Source organism: Rhodoferax sp. LS1R11, assembly GCF_056521395.1.
Window position 1 is genome coordinate 111,947 of sequence record NZ_JBWMAW010000006.1, and the last position, 22,354, is coordinate 134,300.

Here is a 22,354-nt window from a genome sequence, read left to right on the forward strand (position 1 = left end):
CGTGGGGGGCGAATTCGCCGGGGATGCCCGTCACAAGGCGGGATAATCGCAAGCCATGAATCCACTGCTTTCCCAACTGCAACCGTATCCTTTTGAGCGCTTGCGCCAACTGTTTGCCAACATCACCCCCAACCCGGCGCTCAAACCCATCAGCCTGGGCATGGGTGAACCCAAACACCCCACCCCGGCCTTTATCCAGCAAGCCATGGTCGACGCCATCGTGGCCACCCCCAGCGGCCTGGCGGCCTACCCGGCCACGGCGGGCGAGCCCAGGCTGCGTGAGGCCTTTGCCCAGTGGCTCAAGAGCCGCTACCAGCTGGACGTCAACCCGGCCACCCAAATGCTGCCGGTCAATGGCTCCCGCGAAGCCCTGTTTGCCCTGACCCAAACCATCATCACCCCGGCCCCCGCAGGCAGCCCGGCGGACCAGGTCCCCGTGGTGGTGTGTCCCAACCCGTTCTACCAAATCTACGAAGGCGCGGCGCTGCTGGCCGGTGCCCAGCCCTACTTTGTGCCCACCGATGCAGCCCGCAATTTCGCGCAGGACTGGGACAGCGTGCCCGAGTCGGTATGGGCCCGCACCCAGCTGCTGTTTGTCTGCTCGCCGGGCAACCCCACTGGTGCGGTGATGCCGCTGAGTGAGTGGCAAAAACTGTTTGACCTGAGCGACCGCCATGGCTTTGTGATCGCCTCGGATGAGTGTTACAGCGAGATCTACTTCCGCGAAGAACCGCCACTGGGTGGCATGGAGGCGGCGGCCCGGCTGGGGCGCAGCGATTTCAAAAACCTGATCTCCTTCACCAGCCTGTCCAAACGCAGCAACGTACCGGGCATGCGCAGTGGTTTTGTGTCGGGCGACGCCGCCATCATCAAGCAGTTTTTGCTCTACCGCACCTACCACGGCAGCGCCATGAGCCCCGTGGTGCAGGCCGCCAGTGTGGCCGCCTGGCGCGATGAAGAGCATGTGATCGAAAACCGCAACCTGTACCGCAGCAAGTTCGCCCAGGTCACGCCGCTGCTGGCCGAGGTGCTGGACGTGGCGCTGCCCGATGCGGGCTTCTATTTATGGGCCAAAGTGAACGGTGATGACGCCGATTTCGCGCGTGAACTGTTCACTCTTTACAATGTGACTGTTTTGCCTGGCTCCTATCTGGCCCGCGATGGTCAAGGCGCGAACCCGGGTGCCCAGCGAATCCGCATGGCCCTGGTGGCCGAAACCGCAGAATGCATCGAAGCAGCGCTTCGCATCGTCCAGTTTGTCAAATCCAGAACCTGAACCCGAAATCCTTCCTGAAAGCAGCATAGCCATGACACAACAACTCCAGAACATCCTCGACGCCGCGTGGGAAGACCGCGCCAACATCTCCGTCAAATCAGCGCCCAAAGAAGTGTCTGACGCGGTGGAACACGTCATCTCCCAGCTCGACACCGGCGCCCTGCGCGTCGCCACCCGTGACGGCGTGGGCCAGTGGACCACGCACCAGTGGATCAAAAAAGCCGTATTGTTGAGCTTTCGCCTGAAAGACAACGTGCTGATGCAATCGGGCGATCTGGGTTTTTACGACAAAGTGCCCACCAAATTTGGCGGCATGAATGAAGAAGCCATGAAAGCCACCGGCGTGCGCGTGGTGCCGCCCGCCGTGGCGCGTCGCGGCAGCTTTTTGGCCAAAGGCGTCATCCAGATGCCCTCCTACGTGAACATTGGCGCCTATGTGGACGAAGGCACGATGGTGGACACCTGGGCCGCGGTCGGCTCCTGCGCCCAGATTGGCAAAAACGTGCACCTGAGCGGCGGCGTGGGCATTGGCGGCGTGCTGGAGCCGATGCAGGCCAACCCCACCATCATTGAAGACAACTGCTTCATCGGTGCGCGCTCGGAAATCGTCGAGGGCGTCATCGTCGAAGAAAACTCCGTCATTTCGATGGGCGTCTACATCGGCCAAAGCACCCCCATTTATGACCGCGCCACCGACACCGTGAGCTACGGCCGCATTCCCGCCGGTTCCGTGGTCGTGAGCGGCAGCCTGCCCAAGAACGATGGCAAATACAGCCTGTACGCGGTCATCATCGTCAAGCGGGTGGATGCCCAGACGCGCGCCAAGACCAGCTTGAATGACTTGCTGCGCGACTGATTTTTTGCGCATCTGAACCCAACGGACACAGGGCACACGCACTATGGCAACCAACGGCGTACCGGGCACGATGGAGCGAATTCTTCGCTTGATGAGCGAGAAGAAGGCGTCTGACGTCTACCTGTCGGCCCATTCGCCAGCCCTGATCCGCATCAATGGGCTGTGCATTCCCATTAACACCCAGGTGCTGCCGCCTGATGCGCCGCTGAACCTGCTGGCCGAGATTTTGCCGGCTGAGTCCATCCAGGAGTTGCTAGACACCAATGAGCTGAACATGGGCTGGCCCCTGGCGGGCATCGGGCGCTTTCGTATCAGCGCGATGCGCCAACGGGGTTCGTTTGCGGCCGTCATCCGGTTCATCTCGCTGGACATTCCCGCCCTGGCGTCCTTGTCGGTGCCCTTGATCCTGGGCGACCTGATCATGGGCAAGCGCGGCCTGATCCTGATGGTGGGCGCCACCGGTGCGGGTAAAAGCACCACGCTGGCCGCCATGATTGACCACCGCAATGCGTTGGCGTCCGGCCACATCCTCACCGTGGAAGACCCGGTGGAGTTTTTGTTCAAGAACAAACGTTCGGTCATCAACCAGCGCGAGGTAGGGACCGATACCCAGTCCACCCAGACCGCGCTCAAAAATGCCTTGCGCCAGGCGCCCGATGTGATCCTGATTGGCGAGATTCGCGACCGGGAAACCATGTCGGCGGCGATTGCGTTTGCGCAGACCGGCCACCTGTGCCTGGCCACCATGCACGCCAACAACAGCCACCAGGCGCTCAACCGCATCTTGAGCTTCTACCCGATCGAGGTTCGTCAATCCATGCTGGGTGACCTCGCCACGGCCATGAAAGCCGTCATTTCGCAGCGCCTCTTGCGCACCACCTCGGGCGGCCGAACGCCAGCGGTGGAGGTCATGCTCAACACCAAGCTGATCTCCGAACTGATTGAAAAAGGCGACTTCTCCGGTCTCAAGGACGTCATGGAGAAATCCATGGCCGAGGGCGGCCAGACCTTTGAGCAAGACATTGCCCGCCTGATCACCGAAGGCGTGGTGGAGCGCCATGAAGGCCTCACCAACTCCGACTCCCCCACCAACCTGATGTGGCGCCTGCAAAACGATTTCAACGCCACCGCCAAAGTGAGCGAGCCCGAGAACGATCCGGACGACGAACCGTCGTTCACCGAAATCACGCTGGACGTGAAACACTGATTCCGAGCACCCGATGACCCGCACCCTGCACCTCACCGAACACCTGATCTCCCGCCCGTCCCTCACGCCCGATGACGCGGGCTGCCAGGACATCATCGCCGCACGTCTGGCGCCACTGGGTTTTGTGTGCGAGACGATCGTGAGCGGGCCTGACGACTTCCGCGTCACCAATTTATGGGCAAAAAGGGCTGGAGCCCCCGTATTACCTGCGGGAGTAGCTACTGAATTGATAGTATTCGCCGGCCACACCGATGTGGTCCCCACCGGCCCGCTGGACCAGTGGGACAGCGACCCCTTCACCCCCACGCACCGCGACGGCAAGTTGTACGGCCGTGGCGCCAGCGACATGAAGGCGTCCCTGGCGGCATTCGTCGTGGCCACCGAAGAATTTGTGGCAGCCCATGCCGACACCCCCTTGTCCATCGCCTTCCTGCTCACCAGCGACGAAGAAGGCCCGGCCAACGACGGCACCGTCATCGTCTGCAAGGCGCTGCAGGAACGCGGCGAGCGGATGGACTACTGCATCGTGGGCGAGCCCACCTCGGTCGAAAAAACCGGCGACATGATCAAGAACGGTCGCCGCGGCACCATGAGCGGGCGCCTGACCGTGAAGGGCGTGCAGGGCCACATTGCCTACCCGCACCTGGCCAAAAACCCCATTCACCTGCTCGCACCGGCACTCAATGAGCTGGTGGCCATCGAGTGGGACCGGGGCAACGCCTTCTTCCCACCCACCAGCTGGCAGGTCAGCAACATCCACGGCGGCACCGGTGCCAGCAACGTGATTCCCGGCAACGTGGTGGTGGATTTCAACTTCCGCTTTTGCACGGAATCCACGCCCGAAGACCTTCAGACCCGGTTGCAAGCCGTGTTGGTCAAGCACGGCCTGGAGTTTGACCTGACCTGGACCGTGGGCGGCCTGCCTTTTCTGACCACGCCCGGCACCCTGGTGGACGCCGTGTGCGCCGCCATCAAGTCCGAGACGGGCATCGACACCGTGCTGTCCACCACGGGCGGCACCAGCGACGGCCGCTTCATTGCCAAGGTCTGCCCGCAGGTGATTGAGCTGGGGCCGACCAATGCCACCATCCACAAGATCAACGAACACCTGCCCGTGGCCGACATCGAACCCCTTAAAAACATTTACCGCCGTGTGCTGGAAAACCTGAACGCACGGCTGAGCCCATGACCCTTCTTGAACTGATCACCACGAGCGCCAAAGAGCTCACGGACGCGGGCGTGGCGTTTGGCCACGGCACCACCAATGCTTTTGACGAAGCCGCCTGGCTGGTGCTGTGGCAGCTCGGCCTGCCGCTGGACACACCGCTTGAAGCCGAATCATCTGAGGCCAATACGGCTGTAGCCCCCGATCAGCGTGCGCAGGTAGATATGCTTTTAAGAGCACGCATCGACACCCGAAAACCGGCTGCCTACCTCACCAAAGAGGCCTGGCTACAAGGCGTGGCGTTTTACGTGGACGAACGCGTCATCGTGCCGCGCTCCTTCATTGCCGAGTTGCTGGTCGAAGGCGCCATTGACTACTGGCTGAGCGACGCCACCCACCGCGTGCTGGACCTGTGCACCGGCAACGGCAGCCTGGCCGTGATCGCGGCCATGGCCTACCCGGACGTCACCGTGGTGGCCTCGGATATCTCTGCCGACGCACTGGCCGTGGCCCGCATCAACGTGGACAAACATGGGTTGCAGGATCGCATCACGCTGATCCAATCCGACGGACTCGCCGCAGTGCAGGGTCCGTTCGACCTGATCCTGTGCAACCCACCCTACGTCAATGCCCAAAGCATGGCCGCCCTGCCTCCCGAATACCATGCCGAACCGGCGCTGGCGCTGGACGGCAACATCCACGGCGGCAGCGATGGCATGGACTTCATCCGCCAGCTCCTGCGGGATGCCCCGCAACACCTGAGCGACAAGGGCGTGCTGGTGCTGGAGATCGGCAACGAGCGCGAGCACTTCGAGGCCGCCTTCCCCCGGTTGGGCGCCATCTGGCTCGACACCAGTGCCGGCGAAGACCAGGTGCTGCTCTTGACGCACGACGCGCTGCGCACCCACCACGAGGCACGGCCGGCCTAGTCGCCCCACCATGCACGCCCCGCTCCAACTGACGCCCATTACCCACCCGGCAGACTACGAAATTTTCAAAGGTCTGCTGCTGGAGTACGCCCAGAGCGACCTCGACGACCCCAAAAACAGCACGATCTGGAAAGACATCGAGCAGTTGCCCGGACGTTACGCCGCACCGGGCGGCGGTGTGCTGCTGGCCTATCGGGGTGATGAACTGGCGGGTTGCGGTGCCTATGTCACCACACGGACGGCCGGTGTGGCAGAAATCAAGCGTGTCTACGTCCGGAAAAATTTTCGCCGCCAGGGACTGGCGCGCGCACTGACGCTGGGGCTGATTGCCCAGGCGCGAATCGGTGCGTACCAGACCGCAGGCATCTGCACCTGGGCGCACAACACGCAGGCGCTGGCCTTGTACAACGCCTTGGGCTTCGAGCCCATCCCCTCTTTTCGGGAGCCTGAAAAGGCTCACCTCATTTTTCTGGGTTTGCCTCTGGGCGAGCCCACCTCGAATACAAACTCCACTTCCCCATGATTACTCTTAAAAACGTCATACTGCGCCGCGGCGCCAAGGTGCTGCTTGACGGCGCCACGGTCACCATCAACCCGGGTGAAAAAGTCGGTCTGGTCGGACGCAACGGTGCGGGCAAGTCCTCGTTGTTTGCCCTGCTCAATGGCTCGCTGCACGAAGACGGCGGTGAATACTTCATCCCCAGCCAGTGGCGCATGGGCCAGGTGGCCCAGGACATGCCCGAGACCGACCAAGGTGCCACCGACTTCGTGGTCGACGGTGACGTCAACCTGCTGGCAGCACAAGAAGAAGTGACCGCCTCGGAGGCCACAGAAGACTACGAGCGCATGGCCAACGCTTACATGGCCTTGCAAGATGCGGGAGCCCATGATGCCCCGGCCCGTGCGCAAGCGCTGATTCTCGGCCTGGGCTTCAAAACCACCGAACTCAACAACCCGGTCGACAGCTTCTCGGGCGGCTGGCGCATGCGCCTACAGTTGGCCCGTGCGCTGATGTGCCCGTCTGACTTGCTGCTGCTGGACGAACCCACTAACCACTTGGACCTGGATGCACTGGTCTGGCTGGAGGCGTGGCTGAAGAAATACGAAGGCACGATGGTCGTCATCAGCCATGACCGCGAGTTTCTGGACGCGGTCACCGGAGTCACCATGCACATTGACATGGGCAAACTGGTGCGCTACGGCGGCAATTACAGCAAGTTCGAAGACATGCGCGCCGAACAGATGACCTTGCAGCAAAACGCTTTCTCCAAGCAGCAAGACAAAATTGCCCACCTGCAAAAGTTCATTGCCCGCTTCAAGGCACAGGCCAGCAAAGCCAAGCAGGCGCAAAGCCGGGTCAAGGCGCTGGACCGCATGGAAAAAGTCGCGCCGCTGCTCGCAGAGGCCGACTTCACCTTCGAATTCAAGGAACCGGCCAACCTGCCAAACCCCATGCTCTCCATGTCGGGCGTCAGCTTTGGTTACCCGCCCCCCGAAGGCTCCCCCGAGGGCACGCCGCCCACAATCATCGTCAACAACGTCAGCAAGTCTGTGCTGGCCGGTCAGCGCATTGGTATTTTGGGCGCCAACGGTCAGGGTAAATCAACCTTGGTGAAAACTGTGGCACGGGAACTGGCGGCCATTGGCGGTGAAGTGACCGAGGGCAAAGGCCTGAACATTGGTTACTTCGCCCAGCAAGAGCTGGACGTGCTGCGCCCCGCCGACAACCCGCTGGAGCACATGATCCGCTTGGTGCGCGAGATGACCGCCGCCGGCAAAATTGCCGGCCAGGCCACGCGCGAGCAAGACCTGCGCAGCTTCCTGGGCACCTTCAACTTTGGCGGCGACATGGTCAAGCAGGCCGTGGGCAGCATGAGCGGGGGTGAAAAAGCCCGCCTGGTGCTGTGCATGATCGTCTGGCAGCGTCCCAACCTCTTGCTGCTTGACGAACCTACCAATCACCTGGATCTGGCCACCCGCGAAGCACTCGCCATGGCGCTCAATGAGTTTGAAGGCACCGTCATGCTGGTCAGCCATGACCGCGCCTTGCTGCGCGCCGTGTGTGACGAGTTCTGGATGGTGTCGCGCGGTGGTGTGGCGCCGTTTGATGGCGATCTGGATGACTACCAGCGCTACCTGCTGGATGAAGCCAAGCGCCAGCGGGAAGCCATCAAGGAAGCCAGCAGTGCGGCAGCCAAAGCCGAGCGCAAAGCCCTGGCCGCAGCGCCTGCGCCCGCCAAAGCCAAGCCAGCCCCCGCCGGTTCACTCAAGCGCCAGCTCGAAGACATCGAAGCCCGCATGACGGTCCTCAATGGCGAAGGCGCCTCGCTCGAAGGGCATTTGAGCAAGGCCCATCACCCCACAGAAATTGCCGAGTTCGGCAAAGGCCTGAAACTCGTCAACGACGAGTTGCAAAACCTGGAAGAACAGTGGTTGACGGTGTCCAGCCAGCTGGAAGCCAAACCGGCCTGACTGGGCCAGGTATTTCAATCGTCAGGCCTGCAAGGTCAGGGTGATTCAAATGCACCTGCGGCCGCGGGGTTGCTCCGGGCGCGGTTGTCGAAATCATGCGTATTGACAAACGACGGCCGCGCCGCCTTGACTGCCGGACTGCCCGGCTGCAACTTGAAGTCCGCCGTTTTTCTCAAACTCTTGCCCCCCACGAGTTTGGGATCCGCTTTGAAGCGGTTCGCCACGAGGGCGGTGGACCGGGCGTAACGGTTGCCCGGGCCTTCAATCAACAGGGCGTCCCGCTGGGGTGCGGCCATGTCATAGAGAAAATTCCCTTCCCACTCGGTACCGGTGTTCTGGAACGTGCCGGTCACGCCCTCCACCATCGCGTTGCTGCGGGGGCTGCCGCCCGAATGAGACACTGCAATATTGTTGTGCCAGCGGTTGTTTTTTCCCTGGCTGTTTTGCAGCTCTCCGCGCCAGGTGCCCCGGTTCAGCGGGTCGGTGTTGTTCAGGGCGACGGAGTTGTGGCGCACCGTCACGTTGTCTGACTCGTAGACAGCGATACCTGCGCCACCGTTGTTAAAGACCACGTTATTCTCTACCAGGGAACTCGGTTTATAGGAGGCAGCCTTGGCTTCACCGGCAGTCGTCTGGCTGTTGTGAAAATCATCCAGGATGATGCCGTTGCCCTCCGAGGTTTCCACCCGACCGGTCGCAGATTCAATGTTGGAGTGCGACACGTTGCGCTGAATCACGATGTGATAACCCGCCACCTGATCGTAGGCGCGGGGCTGATACACCGAAATACCGCTGGTTTGGTAGGGGTTGGTTGACGCGTTGCGGTAGACCTGATTGGCCTCCACCAGGTAATAGTCGCCGCCCTGCAGGCTGATGCCGCTGCCGCCACTGTCATGCACCACATTGTTGACAAATTGAATATGGTGGCTGCCACCATCCGCCTCCAGTCCGTGCCCGTCGGCGGCTTTGACATCCAGCCCTTCCACGCGCACCCAGCCAGCTTTCAAGAGCAGAAACGCCGAGTAAGTGCCCGCAGGTCCCTGGATTTTGGCCAGGCCCGGATGCGCTGCACGAACCGTGATGTAGCGAAAGGCCGAGCCCGAGCGGGTCATGAGCACGTTCTCGGCATACGTGCCGTCCTGCAGAATGACGGTGTCCCCGGCATCCACCCTTTCGACAGCCGCTTGCACGGTTTTCAAGGGCGCAGCAAGCGAGCCTCTGGCCGCATCGTTTCCGTTGGGCGACACGTAAATGAACCGGCCACTGGTGTCCGCCACATACGACTGGTACCACTCCGTGCCGCCGCCACAGGCCACCAAACCGATGGTCACGACGCCGATCAGAAACAAAATCCGACGTCGTGCAGGTGCAGGAAACAGGCTGAAACCAGGGCTTTTCATGGTCAAAAGTGTTCTGGAGTGGATAAGCCGCTTAGCTTACCGCTGATACCCGCTACACAAACCTTCACACAGGCGCGAGACGTGACTGATTTGTAACCAGTTTTAACGGTGCCGTCCTTCATTAGAGACCGCGCAAACAGGGCGCTCAGTGCTTGAAGCGGCCCCTCATGGCGAATCAGGTGCGCTGGCGTACGGCCTCGTACAGGCAGACACCGCTGGCAACCGACACGTTCAGGCTTTCCACCGCGCCGCGCATGGGAATGCTCACCAATTCATCACAAGTCTTGGCGGTGAGCTGGCGCATGCCGTCGCCTTCGGCACCGAGAACCAAGGCCACCGGACCCTTGAGGTCGGCCTGGTAAATCGTCTTGGAGGCCACGTCGCTGGTGCCGATGACCCAGATGTTGCGCTCCTTGAGTTCGTTCAGGGTGCGCGCCAGGTTGGTCACCATGAAGTAGGGCACGGTCTCTGCCGCGCCGCTGGCCACTTTGGCCACCGTGGCATTGATGCCAGCGGCATGGTCCTTGGGGGCGATCACCGCGTGCACACCGGCTCCATCAGCCACCCGCAGGCAGGCGCCCAGGTTGTGTGGATCGGTCACGCCGTCCAGCACCAGAATCAGCGGTGATTCACGCTCGGCCAAGGGCTTGTCTGCCTGCGAAGCTTCCAGGTTTTCCAGCAACTCGTCCAGCGAATGCACCTGGGCCAACTCCTGTACCCGGGCAGCCACCCCCTGGTGGCCATGACCACCGCAGAGCTTGGCCAGCCGAATGCCGTCTGACTCAATCAGGCGGGCACCGACCTCGTTGGCTTTCTCAATAAACTGGCGCATGCGCGCATCGCGGCGCGTGGGCTCGAAATAAATTTCGATGATGGACTTGGGCGCCGTTTTGAGACGCACACCAACGGCGTGAAAGCCGAATAAAACTTTGTTTGAAGACATGCCCCAATTATCGCGGGTTGTATGTCACTATCAATTTAATAGCTGCTTATGCACGTCCTACCTGGGCTAGAGGCCTAAATGGCTTGAATATTGACATCTGCCTCAAGGACCTGGCCCGCTTCAATGGTGATGCAACGCGAACACCGCGCAGCAATCGCGCGATCGTGGGTGACCAGCACCAGCGTGGTCCCCAGCTCCCGGTTGAGGTCAAACATCAGTTCCATCACCTTTTCGCCGGTCGCAAAGTCCAGGCTGCCGGTCGGCTCATCCGCCAGCAAGACAGCAGGTTTAACGACGAAGGCACGCGCCAGCGCGACCCGCTGCTGCTCCCCGCCACTCAAGACCTTGGGATAACTGCCCAGTCGCTCTGAGAGGCCCACGCGGGCCAGCATCTCGGTGGCCGTCTTGCGGGCGTCCCGCCGGTCCGCCAGCTCCAGCGGCAACATGACGTTCTCCAGCGCCGTGAGGTTGCCCAGCAGCTGAAAGCTCTGAAACACAAAACCCACTTTTTGCGCCCGCAGGTGCGCACGCGCGTCTTCGTTGATGGCAAACAGGTCCTGCCCCGCCAGCCGCACAGTGCCGCGCGTGGGCGTGTCGAGCCCTGCGATGATGGAGAGCAAGGTGCTTTTGCCCGAGCCGGAGGCGCCAACGATGGCCACCGTCTCCTTGCGGTTCAGCACAAAATCAATATCGCGCAAAATGTCGAGCGTACCGGTGGAATCCGTCACCGACTTGAACACATGCTCGACGGAAATAATTGAATCAGACATGAGGCTTTCTTTGTATCGACGACACTTTATTCTGGCAGGTGTACTGGCTGCTTTTGTGGGGCTTTACACCACCCCGGTCACGGCCGCCGTCGTGAAGGCAAGCCCTGCCAAACCCGCCACCATTCTGGTCGTGGGAGACTCCCTCAGCGCCGAGTATGGCCTCAAACGCGGCAGCGGCTGGGTGGCACTGCTGGAGAAAAAACTCGCGGCGGAAAAAATATCCGCCACCGTTATCAATGCCAGCATCAGCGGCGACACCACGTCCGGTGGGCGTTCCCGGCTGGGCGCCTTGCTGAAACAGCACCAACCCACGCATGTGGTGATTGAACTCGGTGGCAACGACGCCCTGCGCGGTCTGCCCCTGCCCATGACGCAGGACAATCTGACCGTCATGACACAGGCCGCGCAGACAACGGGCGCCAAGGTGCTGCTGATCGGCATGCAGGTGCCGCCCAACTACGGGCAAGACTACGGTGCACGCTTTGCCGCCCTCTTTGCAGGCGTCGCCAAGGCCAACAAAGCCGCGCTGGTGCCATTCTTGCTCAAGGGCATTGCCGACACCCCCGCCACCGCAGCGGACGCGACACGGCTGTTTCAAGCCGATCGCATCCACCCCAAAGAAGAAGCCCACCCCACCCTGCTGGCCAATGTCTGGCCTGAACTGAAGAAAATCCTGAAATGAGCCTGACCCCCCTGCCCGCCTCGGAGGTCCTCGGGCGCCTGCATGAATTCGACACCATCATTGACGCGCGCAGCGAAGGCGAGTTTGACGAAGATCACCTGCCTGACGCCGTGAACTGGCCCACACTGAACAACGAAGAACGCCGGGACATCGGTACGCTGTACAAACAGGTCAATGCATTTGAGGCCAAGAAACGCGGCGCCGCCCTGGCGGCCCGCAATATTGCGGCACACATCGAGCGCGAAGTCATCGACAAACCCAAAGACTGGAAACCGCTCGCCTATTGCTGGCGCGGTGGCAAACGCAGTGGCTCGCTGTCACTGATCCTCTCCGAAATCGGATTTCGCGTGACACTGGTCGAAGGCGGCTACAAGGCCTTTCGGGCCGCCGTGGTGCAAGACATTCCCACTTGGGCAACAGGCATGAATTGGCGCGTCGTCTGCGGCACGACGGGCTCTGGCAAAACCCGTTTGCTGCAGGCGCTGGCCCGGCAAGGTGCGCAGGTGATTGACCTGGAAGCCCTGGCCAACCACCGCAGTTCGGTGCTCGGTGCGATCCCCGGCCTGCCGCAGCCCACCCAGAAACGGTTTGACACCCTGGTGTGGGATGCGTTGCGCAAGCTGGACCGGAGCCGCCCCGTGTTTATTGAGAGCGAAAGCAAAAAAGTGGGCAATGTGGCGGTGCCAGTCGCCTTGATCGAAGCCATGCGCGAAAGCCCTTGCCTGAACCTGGTGCTGCCTGATGCACAACGCGTCTCGCTGCTGATGGAAGACTACGATTTCTTCGTGCGTGACACCGAGCATTTTTGCAACCGGCTTCAGGTGCTGGCCGAGTTCCGCGGCAAGGCGGTTGTCGAAGCGTGGCAAGCGTCAGTGCGCGCTGGCAACATCGAGCCGGTGGTACAGGAACTGCTGACGGAACATTACGACCCGGTGTACCTGCAGTCGATGCGGCGCAACTTCAAGCAATTTGAAGCGGCAAAAACAATAGCCCCCGACGACCATTCGACGGGGGCTATGGAATATCTGGCCCAGCAGCTCATTGGAAGCCTAGACCCTCAAACAGAAGGCACGCTCCCGCAATAGCGGTCAGGCGGGTTCGGGCGTGTCAGAACCTGGTTCGGTCGACTCGGTGGTGCCATCTTCAATGGGGTTGCCATCTTCGCCTACTTTGCGCTCAGCTTTGTTTTTGAGCTTCTCTTCTTTTTTCTTCTTTTTCGCCAGTTCTTTCTGACGCTTTTCGTAGCCGTAATTGGGAGTTGCCAAGGTGTACTTTCAAGTTGTTAGGGCCACTTTAACATTTCATGGACCGGCGCCTGGACGCTGAACGCATTTTTTGTTCGTTTAAGCCGCTTCCGGCGCAGCGTTCTTGTCGAGCCAACGAACACTGCCCCGGTAAGCATGCCAGCTCGCATGCCCCAGCCAGGGCCCGACCACAAGCAACCCGGCGCCCCAAGGAACAAGCGCCACGAACACCAGGGCACTCAATAGTGCGCCCCAAAGCAGCATGACCATCACGTTAGAAAACACAACTTGCAGGCTGGTGATCGCGGCCGAAATGGCATCCGTATCGCGGTCAAGAATCATCGGAATGGACACCACCGACACGGCAAACACCAGTCCGGCAAAGACGCCGCCCACGACCAGGTAGACGGCAAGAAACTCCCAGTTTTCAGGGTTGAAAATGGCCTGGATCACGCCCGTGGTTGAAGGCATGCCGGTATTGAAAAATACGGCAAACACCACCAGCGAAGCCCTGCCCCACAACAACTCCAGAACAATCAACACCAGCACCAGCATGCCCATGCTACCCATGTGGGAGTCCCAACAGGTCACCGAGGCACCGAGTTCAGGGGCAATGCCCTGTTCGCGGCGGCGGCTCACTTCGTACAGGCCCATGGCCAAAAATGGCCCCACCAGCAGGCAGCCCGAAGCGATGGACATGGCGTACTCGGGCTTGCTGCGAAAAACGGCCCCCAGCACCGCCGCCATGATCCAGAAACAAACCCCATAAAACAGGCTGATGCCCTTGGCCGCCCACAAATCGAGCCAGCCGCGCGCGAGCCAGCGAAACGGTGCGGCAAAGCTCAAGGCAATGATTTCTTTCGCAGGTGCCTCAGACGGCGGAGGCACGTAGGGGGCAGGTCCCGAAGGCTGAGAAGAATGAAGGTCGCCGGATGCGGAGTCAGAGGGAAAAGACATGAGCACAAGCCTACCGGTGGCAGCCGTCCATGCCTATTCAGGTAAACACTGACTCAGTGAAAGGCCTTCTGTAATGCCTGTGCAAGGTCGGCCTGCAAATCAGCCGCGGCCTCCAACCCGACTGAAAATCGCACGAGGGGGCCTAGTTTCAAATGTGCAGGCCAGTTCGTGCGCATGAACTTGAGGTCATAAGGTACGACCAGACTCATGGGACCGCCCCAGCTGTAACCAATTTTGAACAGCTTGAGTGAATCGCAAAACACATCAATCTGTTGCGGGCTGTACCGCGGATGAAAGATCACGCTGAACAGTCCCGCTGCGCCGCCAAACCCTGGCTTGCACAGGTCGCGCCAATGCGCATGGCCAGGCGAATCTGCCAGCGCCGGGTGCAAGACCTGTGCAAACTCGGCACGACCCTGGCTCCAGATAGCCAATTCACGCGTAGCCTCGTCATGCGCCCGGTAACGCAGCGCCATACTGGGGAGGGAACGCAAGACGGCTTCGGCGTCATTGGCCCCTACGCCAATGCCCAGGCGCATGTGGGTCAACTTGAGCCTCATGTGCAGCGAGGCATCACGCGTGATGACGCTTCCCATCAGCACGTCACCACCGCCACTGGGGTACTTGGTCAATGCGTGAACCGACATGTCCACGCCCAGGCCGGGATGGGTACCCGGCATCAAATCAAACGGTGCAAAAGCCAGGCCGGCCCCCCAGGTGTTGTCCAGCGCCGTCCACACGCCGCGCTGTTGGCAGATGCGCACCATCTCGCACAGGTCGGGAAACTCCAGGGTGACCGAACCGGCCGCTTCCAGCCAGACCAGGCGGGTTTTCGCGCTGATCTTGTCAGCCAGGTCTTGCGGATTCATGGGGTCGTAGTAGCGGTGGGTAATCCCCCAGCTTTTCAACTCCCCTTCGGCCAGCACTTTATTTGGCCCGTAGGCATTGTCAGGAATGAGCACCTCATCGCCTGTGCACAGCAGCGACAGGGCGACATTAGCGATGGCGGCCAGTCCACTGGGAAGCAACAGACATTGCAGGCCCCCCTCCAGGGTGCACAACCGCTCTTCGAGCGTGTAGGTCGTGGGTGTGCCGTGCAAGCCGTAGGTGTAAGCGGTTTTGTCTTTCCATTCAAAGTCGCGCATGGCGGCGACATTGGGAAAGATCACCGTAGAAGCCTTGAAGACACCGGGTTGCGGTGCCGCAAAACCAGCGGGTGGCTCGTAAGGGTGATGAATCAGTGTGGTTGTCAGATCAGCCATGACTCACCCTGCCCTCAGACACTCCACTTTTGAATCAATTGTTCCGGTCGCAAGGCGTCATACCCTTCAAAAGGCTGATGAATCCAGGGATTGGTCGGCAAAAACTCCACAGAATAATCTGGCGTGAACGTGGACAAGGCCTTGGTCCAGATCACTGCGCTGCGCAGCTCGGTGATGGGCGCGTAGTTGCCCTTGAGCTGCTTCATGACCGCATTGAGCGTGTGACCGGAATCCGCCAGATCGTCGACCAACAACACCTTGCCGGCGATCTCGCCTTTGGGGGTGGTAATGAACCGGGCAATGTCAAGATGGCCTTGCACCGTGCCGGCATCCGAGCGGTAAGAACTGGTGGACATGATCGCCAGGGGCTTGTCAAATACGCGTGACAGGATGTCGCCTGGACGCAAGCCGCCCCGCGCAAGACACAAAATGGTATCGAAATCCCAACTGGACTGGTGGATCTTGATCGCCAGTTTCTCGATCAGGTTGTGGTACTCGTCATAGCTGACATACAAGTGTTTGCCGTCTTCGGTCAACATGGATTTGCTCCTGAATTAATAGCTGCCTGCGCACACGCTACGGGGGCTACAGGCATATTTCCCTTAAATCTCTTTGAGCCCGAGATTCAGTCAGCCAGGTAGGGGTGACGCATCATGATCGTGTGGTCACGGTCAGGACTGGTCGATACCATGTGGATGGGCACACCCGTCACCTGCTCAATGCGCTGCAGGTACAGACGGGCATTGGTGGGGAGCTTGTCGTACTGGGTCACGCCAACTGTGCTGTCCGTCCAACCTTCAATCGTTTCATAGACAGGCTTGCAACGTTCGATGTCATCAGCGCCCATGGGCAGGATGTCGATCAGTTCGCCGTCAAGTTCGTAACCCGTGCACAACATCAGCTCTTTCAAGCCGTCCAGCACATCCAGTTTGGTGATGCACAACCCGGTAAGACCATTGACTTGAGCAGAGCGCTTGAGCAACGCCGCATCAAACCAGCCGCAACGCCGGCTGCGACCTGTGGTCACACCTTTTTCAGCGCCGATGGTGCTCATGTGGTAGCCCGGTGTGCCTTCAACTTCCCAATCCAACTCGGTTGGGAACGGACCGCCACCCACGCGTGTGCAATAGGCTTTGGTGATACCCAGGATGTAGTGCAGCATGCCAGGGCCGACGCCCGAACCCGCAGCGGCGTTGCCGGCAACGCAATTGCTGGAAGTGACATAGGGATATGTGCCATGGTCCACATCCAGCAGCGTGCCTTGGGCGCCTTCAAACAACAAATTGGCACCCTTGAGGTGCGCTTCATTGAGTTCACGGGACACATCGGCCATCATGGGCTTGAGCAACTCGGCGTGGCGCATGGCCTCGTCGAAAACAGGCTGAAAAAGGACTTTTCCATCGGCCATATAGGGTGCCAGGGTCGGCCCGAAGTCAAACGCTACGGACCCGAGGTAGCTGGTCAGCACATGGTTGTGCAGGTCCAGCAGTTCACGCAATTTGTTGGCAAAACGCTCGGGGTATTTCAGATCCTGGACGCGAAGCGCACGGCGGGCAATCTTGTCCTCATAGGCCGGACCGATGCCACGACCGGTGGTGCCGATTTTGGCATTGCCTCCCTTTTCGCGGGCCGCCTCACGGGCCACGTCGAGTGCCGCATGGAAGGGCAAAATCAAGGGACAGGCTTCACTGATTCGCAAACGCGAACGGAGCTCAATGCCCACCTTTTCCAGGCCTTCGATTTCTTCAAATAATTTGGCAGCCGACAAGACCACGCCGTTGCCGATATAGCATTTCACGCCCGGGCGCATTATGCCACTGGGAATCAGGTGCAAGGCTGTTTTCACACCATTGATCACCAGCGTGTGACCCGCATTGTGGCCGCCCTGGAAGCGAACCACGCCCTGGGCACTTTCAGTCAGCCAATCGACCAACTTGCCTTTGCCTTCGTCGCCCCACTGGGTGCCAACGACGACGACATTACGACCTTTAGTTGCGTTCATTTTTTGCAATCACTTCAATTTTTAGACGGATTTCACGACCCACTGCCCCGCAACCTGAATCAGCTCGCGGTCGCAATGGAACTCATCAACTTCACTCTCATGCCCAGGCAGGACACACACCACCGTTTCACCGCGCGCGCGCAGTGCCGCGATGGCGGTACGCAAATCAGCCGCTTCATTCCAGGGCGCGCGGATGGCAACATGCAAGGGACGGGCTGCCAACACGGGCACGAGTGCCTTGACATCAAGACTGAAACCCGCCGCAGGCCGGTTACGCCCAAACACAGCCCCCACCTCGTCATAGCGTCCGCCACGCACCAGTGCGTCGTTCGCACCCGCGGTGTAGATAGAAAACCGTGCACCGGTGTAATAGGCATAACCACGCAAATCAGCCAGGTCAAAAGTCACATTACAACCATCCAGATGACTGGCGAGCCACTTCAGATTTGATAGCGCCTCTCGCACGGCGGCCATGGGCGGAAGCACTTTCTCCGCCTCCAGCAGTACCTTGCTGTCGCCATAAAGCTGAACCAGCGCGAGCAAGCCTTGGCGCGAAGCATCCGGAAAATCCCGTGTCAACAAACTGAGTTCGCTGCTGTCCTTGGCAGCCAGGGCCGCATGCACCTGGGCCAGCAAGTCGCCATCAAGCGTCACACCTTGAAGCAGGGACTTGACAATGCGCGCATCCGCCATATCGACAGTGGGCGACTTCACTTTGGCAACCTTAAGGCAATCGAGCGCCAGCAAGAGCGCTTCCAGATCAGCCTCAAGACCGGCGTGCCCATAGATTTCGGCTCCAAATTGGAGCGGTTCACGCGTTGCATGAGGACCGCCCGGGCGTGTATGCAACACAGGGCCGCAATAACACAGACGGGTGACACCCTGGCGATTCAGCAAGTGAGCATCAATGCGAGCGACCTGAGGCGTGCTGTCAGCCCGCAAGCCCATCATGCGGCCCGAGAGTTGATCCACGAGTTTGAAGGTTTGCAGATCAAGCGCCCCACCCGCACCGGTCAGCAAAGACTCCAGGTGCTCCAAAAGCGGCGGCATGACCAACTCGTAGCCATAGCAGCGCGCCATGTCCAGCAAGTCTCGACGAAGTTCTTCGATGTGCCGCGCTTCAGACGGCAAGACATCGGCAATGTGATCCGGCAGGACCCAAGCAGACATGAATATTATGGGGAGGCTGTTAAAACAGTGATTTTACCGGGCTTCACAGCCCGATTGACTCACTGAAGAAACCAAATCAACAATGCACCGACAGATATGCTGCACATTCCGAAAAACCGAAGTTGGCCGTCAGTCAGTTGAAGAATCTGCTGAAACATCTGACGCCAGCCTTTGGGCGAAAAAAATGGGAAAAGACCTTCGATCACGAGAACGAAGGCCATCGCCATCCAGAAAGTACCGCTGTCCAAGACTATTTCTTCACGGCGGCAGGCGCTGAACTCCCGCGAAACACCTTGAAGAATTCCGACGAAGAAGGGTCGACAACCATGACGTCGCTTTTCTTACCGAAACTCGCCTTGTAAGCATCCAGGCTGCGGTAGAACTGGGCAAACTGCGGGTCCCGCCCAAAGGCTTCAGCGTAAATCTGCGCGGCCTCGGCATCACCCTCGCCCTTGATTTTCTGCGCATCTCGGTAGGCATTGGCCACGGTCACTTCTCGCTGGCGGTCTGCGTCAGCACGAATTTTCTCACCCTCAGCGGCACCGGTCGAACGCAACTCGTTGGCCACGCGCTTGCGCTCTGCCTCCATACGCCGATAAACCGACTCGGTAATCGCGTCAACATAATCAGCGCGCGTAATGCGAACGTCGACGACGTCCACACCCCAAGGCTTGGCGCCCTTGACTTTGTCCAACACCTCGGCTTTGACGTCTGCAGTCAAGGCTTCACGCTTGGTAGACAACAATTCCTTGACCGTGCGCTTGTTGATTTCTTCCTGGAAAGCATTGCGCACTACTCGGTTGAGCTGATTGGCACCGTCTGCCTCGGTCAATCCAACGTTGCGGATGTACTCGGTGGGCTCCGAGATTCTCCAGCGCACGTACCAGTCAATCACGACACGCTGCTTTTCTGCGGTCAACATCGGCTCAGTGTCACTGGTTTCCAGCGTCAACAAGCGCTTGTCAATGTAAGAGACATTCTGAAAAGGTGGCGGCAATTTGAAGTTCAAACCGGGCTCGGTGATCACATCCTTGATTTGCCCCAGAGCATACACCACACCAAATTGCCGCTGATCAACCACAAACATCATCGAACTGGCGAGTGCCAGTACGACCAATAGCGACGAAAAAATAAATCCTAGCCTGTTCATTCTGGGCTCCTAGCGTGTGTCGCGATCACGTGAACGGGAAGCATCCCGCAAACGCGCATCGATGGTCGAATTGGTCGGCGTGTTCGCAGGCGCAGCGACAGGCGCCGTCACTGCTGTGGCATCGGCCCCCTGATTAGTCATCTGAACAATCTTGTCAAGAGGCAGATACAAGAGGTTTGAGCCTTGTTTGGAGTCGACCAGTACCTTGGTTACATTGCTGTAGATCTGCTGCATCGAATCCAGGTACATCCGGTCACGGGTGACCTGTGGTGCCTTCTGGTACTCCGCCAAGACTGATTTGAAGCGCTGCGCATCACCCTGGGCCTGGGCCACAATTTTGGCTTTGTAAGCGTCCGCCTCTTCTTTCAACCGGGACGCCGAACCAACAGCACGCGGAATGACATCATTCGCGTAAGCTTGAGCCTCATTCTTTGCTCGCTCACGCTCTTGACCGGCCTTCAGCACATCGTCAAAGGCGGCCTGCACTTGTTCGGGGGGGCGCACGCCGCCCTGCTGCAAATTGATGCCCACGACCTCGATACCGACCTTGTAACGATCCAGAATTTTCTGCATCAAGGCTCGCACCCGTGGTGCGATCTGATCACGCTCTTCCGACAAGGCGCTGTCCATGCGCATCTTGCCAACGACCTCGCGCACCGCAGTTTCCGCGGCTTGGACGACTGCCTCGCTGGGACTCTTGCTTTCAAACAAAAATGCGCGGGCATCACTGAGTCGGTACTGCACTGCAAACTTGATTTCAACGATATTCTCATCTTCGGTCAACATCGCCGATTCCCGCAAACCAGTGGCTTTGATGACCGAATCGCGCCCGACATCGACAGAACGGATCTGTGTCACAAAAATCAATTCATGCCGCTGAATGGGATACGGCAGACGCCAGTTGAATCCAGCACCCACAGACGATTTGTATTTGCCAAACTGGGTGATGACTGCCTGCTGGCCTTCCTGGACAATGAAAAAACCAGTGCCGAGCCAGATCAGCAGCACGACACCCGCAATCAATCCAGCGCCGATGCTGGCGCTTTTCATGTCAGGTTGAAAACCACCGCCTGAACCACCGCCGCCGGAGACTCCTTTGCCAGCATTTTTAACACCGCCAAACAAGCCACCTAATTTGCGGTTGAAGTCACGCCACAGCTCGTCAAGATCCGGTGGCCCCTGGTTGGGAGCGCGCTTCGGGCCCCGGTCGTTCGCCCCTTTGGGCTGCGAGTCTGGCGCATTGGAACCCTGTGAGGAATCCGACCCGTCGCCGTCAGCCGACTTGTCGTCGCCTCGGCCCCAGCGAGGGTCGTTCAAATTGAACATACCCTTGATCCGCTGCGGCAAAACAGCCCAGCGAAACGTGCGTAAATGAAGTTTCATCTCTTCGTCTCTTATGTATCGTTACCGAATTGTGCCCAATCAGGGAGCGGCCTCATGGTCTTCAGGGAAATAGTCACTGCCATCTGACGGTGAAGCACCCCCAACAACCACACGTGCCAGTAGTTGCCGCAAGGCCGGAACGCCTTCACCGTTCTTGGCACTTAAAAATATGCGTTGAGTTTCGGTACCGCCCAGATCAAACGTATCCTCAAGCTGCAGGGGACTGCGTTCGTTTTCAAGGGCATCAAGCTTGTTGAACACCAGAATCTGTGGGATATCAGCAGCGCCAATTTCTTTCAAAACGCGCTGAACCTCTGCGATCTGCTCTAAAAAATGGGGACTGGCGGCATCGACGACATGAAGCAGCAAATCAGCATCAACAGCCTCCTGCAACGTGGCCTGAAATGCATCAATCAAACCATGCGGCAAGTCTCGAATAAAACCCACCGTATCGGAGAGAGATACTGACCGACCGGCTTCTCCAAGATAGAGTTGGCGCGTAGTGGTATCCAAGGTTGCGAACAGTTGATCAGCAGCATAAGTCCGTGCCTTGACCAGCGCATTGAACAATGTCGATTTCCCGGCATTGGTGTAACCAACCAACGAGATATTGAATGCGTCACGACGCTCCCGCTGCCGCCGCTGGGTCTGGCGTTGCCGTTTGACCTTGACCAAACGCTCTTTGATCTTTTTAATATTGTCGCCAATCATCCGGCGATCAAGTTCGATCTGGCTTTCACCCGGGCCGCCCCGCATGCCAATACCGCCGCTTTGTCGCTCCAGGTGGGACCATCGGCGAACGAGTCGGGTGCTCAAATATTGCATCCTCGCGAGCTCGACCTGGAGTTTTCCTTCATGGCTTCGCGCGCGCTGCCCAAAGATTTCCAAAATAAGCAACGTCCGATCATTGACCGGCAGCTCAAGATGTCGCTCAAGGTTCCGTTGCTGCGCGGGACTCAAACTTTGATCAAAGAGAACCTCAACAGCGCCTAACTGGGCTGCAAGCAATTTAATTTCATCAGCCTTGCCGCTACCGACGAAGAGCGCCGCATCAGGTGCACGACGCTTGCAGGTCACCTTGGCAACCGGATTCAATCCGGCAGTCTGCGCTAGCAAACCGAGTTCTTCGAGTTCACTGTCGAAATTGGGAAGTCCAAAATCTACGCCGACCAGAATAGTCGGCGCAAACTGACGATCAGGCGGCGGCAGGCTGGTCACCCTCGCCGGTTGCAAAACTCACAGCGCGCCCAGGCACAATAGTCGAAATAGCATGCTTGTAGACCATCTGGGTCACGGTGTTGCGAAGCAATACGACATACTGATCAAAGGACTCAATCTGGCCTTGCAGCTTGATACCATTGACCAGGTAGATGGAGACCGGAACATGTTCCCGACGCAATGCGTTGAGAAATGGGTCCTGAAGTAGTTGGCCTTTATTGCTCACGATATTCTCCGTGTTCTGAAATTAAACAAGTATCAACGATAA

General features: G+C 59.2%; 23 protein-coding genes. 9 read left to right on the forward strand and 14 right to left on the reverse strand.

Annotated elements, in window-relative coordinates; all coding sequences use genetic code 11:
* Nucleotides 1-55 precede the first annotated feature (55 nt).
* The 7 genes from dapC to AC097N_RS09630 are packed head-to-tail and all read left to right on the forward strand — an operon-like array spanning nucleotide 56 to nucleotide 7,905.
* On the forward strand, nucleotides 56-1,276 hold the full coding sequence (gene dapC / locus AC097N_RS09600) for a succinyldiaminopimelate transaminase (protein WP_479580731.1): 1,221 nt from the start codon (nucleotides 56-58) through the stop codon (nucleotides 1,274-1,276).
* A 31-nt stretch (nucleotides 1,277-1,307) separates the two neighbouring features.
* On the forward strand, nucleotides 1,308-2,132 hold the full coding sequence (gene dapD, locus AC097N_RS09605) for a 2,3,4,5-tetrahydropyridine-2,6-dicarboxylate N-succinyltransferase (RefSeq protein WP_479580732.1): 825 nt from the start codon (nucleotides 1,308-1,310) through the stop codon (nucleotides 2,130-2,132).
* A gap of 43 nt (nucleotides 2,133-2,175) precedes the next feature.
* A complete protein-coding gene (locus tag AC097N_RS09610) occupies nucleotides 2,176-3,339 on the forward strand; it encodes a PilT/PilU family type 4a pilus ATPase (protein ID WP_479580733.1) in 1,164 nt (387 codons plus the stop codon).
* Between the two features lie 13 nt (nucleotides 3,340-3,352).
* A complete protein-coding gene (dapE, locus tag AC097N_RS09615; protein WP_479580734.1) occupies nucleotides 3,353-4,528 on the forward strand; it encodes a succinyl-diaminopimelate desuccinylase in 1,176 nt (391 codons plus the stop codon).
* Complete coding sequence (prmB, locus tag AC097N_RS09620) at nucleotides 4,525-5,433, forward strand: 50S ribosomal protein L3 N(5)-glutamine methyltransferase (RefSeq protein WP_479580735.1); 909 nt, start codon at nucleotides 4,525-4,527, stop codon at nucleotides 5,431-5,433. The genes dapE and prmB overlap by 4 nt, the downstream gene beginning before the upstream one ends.
* A gap of 10 nt (nucleotides 5,434-5,443) precedes the next feature.
* The gene (locus AC097N_RS09625) at nucleotides 5,444-5,956 is read left to right on the forward strand and encodes a GNAT family N-acetyltransferase (protein ID WP_479580736.1); all 513 of its coding nucleotides are present in this window, start codon (nucleotides 5,444-5,446) and stop codon (nucleotides 5,954-5,956) included.
* A complete protein-coding gene (locus AC097N_RS09630; RefSeq protein ID WP_479580737.1) occupies nucleotides 5,953-7,905 on the forward strand; it encodes an ABC-F family ATP-binding cassette domain-containing protein in 1,953 nt (650 codons plus the stop codon). The genes AC097N_RS09625 and AC097N_RS09630 overlap by 4 nt, the downstream gene beginning before the upstream one ends.
* 35 nt (nucleotides 7,906-7,940) lie before the next feature.
* Here the strand turns inward: AC097N_RS09630 and AC097N_RS09635 are convergent, their stop codons facing one another.
* From AC097N_RS09635 to AC097N_RS09645, 3 genes are all read right to left on the reverse strand, one after another.
* Nucleotides 7,941-9,305 carry a right-handed parallel beta-helix repeat-containing protein gene (locus AC097N_RS09635; protein ID WP_479580738.1) on the reverse strand — a complete coding sequence of 455 codons (1,365 nt, stop codon included), beginning with the start codon at nucleotides 9,303-9,305 and terminating at the stop codon, nucleotides 7,941-7,943.
* 175 nt (nucleotides 9,306-9,480) lie between these two features.
* Nucleotides 9,481-10,248 carry a 23S rRNA (guanosine(2251)-2'-O)-methyltransferase RlmB gene (gene rlmB / locus AC097N_RS09640; RefSeq protein ID WP_479580739.1) on the reverse strand — a complete coding sequence of 256 codons (768 nt, stop codon included), beginning with the start codon at nucleotides 10,246-10,248 and terminating at the stop codon, nucleotides 9,481-9,483.
* A 74-nt stretch (nucleotides 10,249-10,322) separates the two neighbouring features.
* On the reverse strand, nucleotides 10,323-11,018 hold the full coding sequence (locus AC097N_RS09645) for an ABC transporter ATP-binding protein (RefSeq protein WP_479580740.1): 696 nt from the start codon (nucleotides 11,016-11,018) through the stop codon (nucleotides 10,323-10,325).
* Here AC097N_RS09645 and AC097N_RS09650 point away from each other — a divergent pair.
* Together AC097N_RS09650 and mnmH are read left to right on the forward strand one after the other, a co-directional pair.
* Nucleotides 11,017-11,700: an arylesterase gene (locus AC097N_RS09650; RefSeq protein WP_479580741.1), complete on the forward strand. Its 684-nt coding sequence runs from the start codon at nucleotides 11,017-11,019 to the stop codon at nucleotides 11,698-11,700. The two genes, AC097N_RS09645 and AC097N_RS09650, sit on opposite strands and share 2 nt — an antisense overlap.
* Nucleotides 11,697-12,785 (forward strand): tRNA 2-selenouridine(34) synthase MnmH, encoded by a 1,089-nt coding sequence (mnmH, locus tag AC097N_RS09655; protein ID WP_479580742.1) that lies wholly within the window; start codon nucleotides 11,697-11,699, stop codon nucleotides 12,783-12,785. The genes AC097N_RS09650 and mnmH overlap by 4 nt, the downstream gene beginning before the upstream one ends.
* 3 nt (nucleotides 12,786-12,788) lie before the next feature.
* Here the strand turns inward: mnmH and AC097N_RS09660 are convergent, their stop codons facing one another.
* The 11 genes from AC097N_RS09660 to hfq form a co-directional block, all read right to left on the reverse strand.
* Complete coding sequence (locus AC097N_RS09660) at nucleotides 12,789-12,965, reverse strand: hypothetical protein (RefSeq protein ID WP_479580743.1); 177 nt, start codon at nucleotides 12,963-12,965, stop codon at nucleotides 12,789-12,791.
* 78 nt (nucleotides 12,966-13,043) lie between these two features.
* Nucleotides 13,044-13,901 carry a DUF2189 domain-containing protein gene (locus tag AC097N_RS09665; RefSeq protein WP_479580744.1) on the reverse strand — a complete coding sequence of 286 codons (858 nt, stop codon included), beginning with the start codon at nucleotides 13,899-13,901 and terminating at the stop codon, nucleotides 13,044-13,046.
* Between the two features lie 53 nt (nucleotides 13,902-13,954).
* On the reverse strand, nucleotides 13,955-15,163 hold the full coding sequence (locus tag AC097N_RS09670; protein ID WP_479580745.1) for a PLP-dependent transferase: 1,209 nt from the start codon (nucleotides 15,161-15,163) through the stop codon (nucleotides 13,955-13,957).
* A 14-nt stretch (nucleotides 15,164-15,177) separates the two neighbouring features.
* A complete protein-coding gene (locus AC097N_RS09675; protein ID WP_479580746.1) occupies nucleotides 15,178-15,702 on the reverse strand; it encodes a phosphoribosyltransferase in 525 nt (174 codons plus the stop codon).
* An 86-nt stretch (nucleotides 15,703-15,788) separates the two neighbouring features.
* Entirely contained in the window at nucleotides 15,789-17,165 is a 1,377-nt protein-coding gene (locus AC097N_RS09680) for an adenylosuccinate synthase (protein WP_479580747.1), read from the reverse strand.
* A 21-nt stretch (nucleotides 17,166-17,186) separates the two neighbouring features.
* Complete coding sequence (locus AC097N_RS09685) at nucleotides 17,187-18,335, reverse strand: ATP phosphoribosyltransferase regulatory subunit (protein WP_479580748.1); 1,149 nt, start codon at nucleotides 18,333-18,335, stop codon at nucleotides 17,187-17,189.
* A 59-nt stretch (nucleotides 18,336-18,394) separates the two neighbouring features.
* Entirely contained in the window at nucleotides 18,395-18,583 is a 189-nt protein-coding gene (locus AC097N_RS09690) for a DUF2065 domain-containing protein (protein ID WP_479580749.1), read from the reverse strand.
* Nucleotides 18,584-18,585: 2 nt separating this feature from the next.
* Nucleotides 18,586-19,485, reverse strand: a complete 900-nt coding sequence (gene hflC, locus AC097N_RS09695) for a protease modulator HflC (protein ID WP_479580750.1) — start codon at nucleotides 19,483-19,485, stop codon at nucleotides 18,586-18,588.
* A 9-nt stretch (nucleotides 19,486-19,494) separates the two neighbouring features.
* Nucleotides 19,495-20,868: an FtsH protease activity modulator HflK gene (gene hflK, locus AC097N_RS09700; RefSeq protein ID WP_479580751.1), complete on the reverse strand. Its 1,374-nt coding sequence runs from the start codon at nucleotides 20,866-20,868 to the stop codon at nucleotides 19,495-19,497.
* 39 nt (nucleotides 20,869-20,907) lie between these two features.
* A complete protein-coding gene (hflX, locus tag AC097N_RS09705) occupies nucleotides 20,908-22,086 on the reverse strand; it encodes a GTPase HflX (RefSeq protein ID WP_479580752.1) in 1,179 nt (392 codons plus the stop codon).
* Complete coding sequence (hfq, locus tag AC097N_RS09710; protein ID WP_479580753.1) at nucleotides 22,064-22,312, reverse strand: RNA chaperone Hfq; 249 nt, start codon at nucleotides 22,310-22,312, stop codon at nucleotides 22,064-22,066. The genes hflX and hfq overlap by 23 nt, the downstream gene beginning before the upstream one ends.
* Nucleotides 22,313-22,354 lie beyond the last annotated feature (42 nt).

Excerpts from the sequence above, each read along its gene's own strand:
- dapC (WP_479580731.1), top strand. The coding sequence starts at position 56 with ATGAATCCACTGCTTTCCCAACTGCAACCGTATCCTTTTGAGCGCTTG.
- dapD (WP_479580732.1), top strand. The coding sequence starts at position 1,308 with ATGACACAACAACTCCAGAACATCCTCGACGCCGCGTGGGAAGACCGC.
- AC097N_RS09610 (WP_479580733.1), top strand. The coding sequence starts at position 2,176 with ATGGCAACCAACGGCGTACCGGGCACGATGGAGCGAATTCTTCGCTTG.
- dapE (WP_479580734.1), top strand. The coding sequence starts at position 3,353 with ATGACCCGCACCCTGCACCTCACCGAACACCTGATCTCCCGCCCGTCC.
- prmB (WP_479580735.1), top strand. The coding sequence starts at position 4,525 with ATGACCCTTCTTGAACTGATCACCACGAGCGCCAAAGAGCTCACGGAC.
- AC097N_RS09625 (WP_479580736.1), top strand. The coding sequence starts at position 5,444 with ATGCACGCCCCGCTCCAACTGACGCCCATTACCCACCCGGCAGACTAC.
- AC097N_RS09630 (WP_479580737.1), top strand. The coding sequence starts at position 5,953 with ATGATTACTCTTAAAAACGTCATACTGCGCCGCGGCGCCAAGGTGCTG.
- AC097N_RS09635 (WP_479580738.1), bottom strand. The coding sequence starts at position 9,305 with ATGAAAAGCCCTGGTTTCAGCCTGTTTCCTGCACCTGCACGACGTCGG.
- rlmB (WP_479580739.1), bottom strand. The coding sequence starts at position 10,248 with ATGTCTTCAAACAAAGTTTTATTCGGCTTTCACGCCGTTGGTGTGCGT.
- AC097N_RS09650 (WP_479580741.1), top strand. The coding sequence starts at position 11,017 with ATGAGGCTTTCTTTGTATCGACGACACTTTATTCTGGCAGGTGTACTG.
- AC097N_RS09645 (WP_479580740.1), bottom strand. The coding sequence starts at position 11,018 with ATGTCTGATTCAATTATTTCCGTCGAGCATGTGTTCAAGTCGGTGACG.
- mnmH (WP_479580742.1), top strand. The coding sequence starts at position 11,697 with ATGAGCCTGACCCCCCTGCCCGCCTCGGAGGTCCTCGGGCGCCTGCAT.
- AC097N_RS09665 (WP_479580744.1), bottom strand. The coding sequence starts at position 13,901 with ATGTCTTTTCCCTCTGACTCCGCATCCGGCGACCTTCATTCTTCTCAG.
- AC097N_RS09670 (WP_479580745.1), bottom strand. The coding sequence starts at position 15,163 with ATGGCTGATCTGACAACCACACTGATTCATCACCCTTACGAGCCACCC.
- AC097N_RS09675 (WP_479580746.1), bottom strand. The coding sequence starts at position 15,702 with ATGTTGACCGAAGACGGCAAACACTTGTATGTCAGCTATGACGAGTAC.
- AC097N_RS09680 (WP_479580747.1), bottom strand. The coding sequence starts at position 17,165 with ATGAACGCAACTAAAGGTCGTAATGTCGTCGTCGTTGGCACCCAGTGG.
- AC097N_RS09685 (WP_479580748.1), bottom strand. The coding sequence starts at position 18,335 with ATGTCTGCTTGGGTCCTGCCGGATCACATTGCCGATGTCTTGCCGTCT.
- hflC (WP_479580750.1), bottom strand. The coding sequence starts at position 19,485 with ATGAACAGGCTAGGATTTATTTTTTCGTCGCTATTGGTCGTACTGGCA.
- hflK (WP_479580751.1), bottom strand. The coding sequence starts at position 20,868 with ATGAAACTTCATTTACGCACGTTTCGCTGGGCTGTTTTGCCGCAGCGG.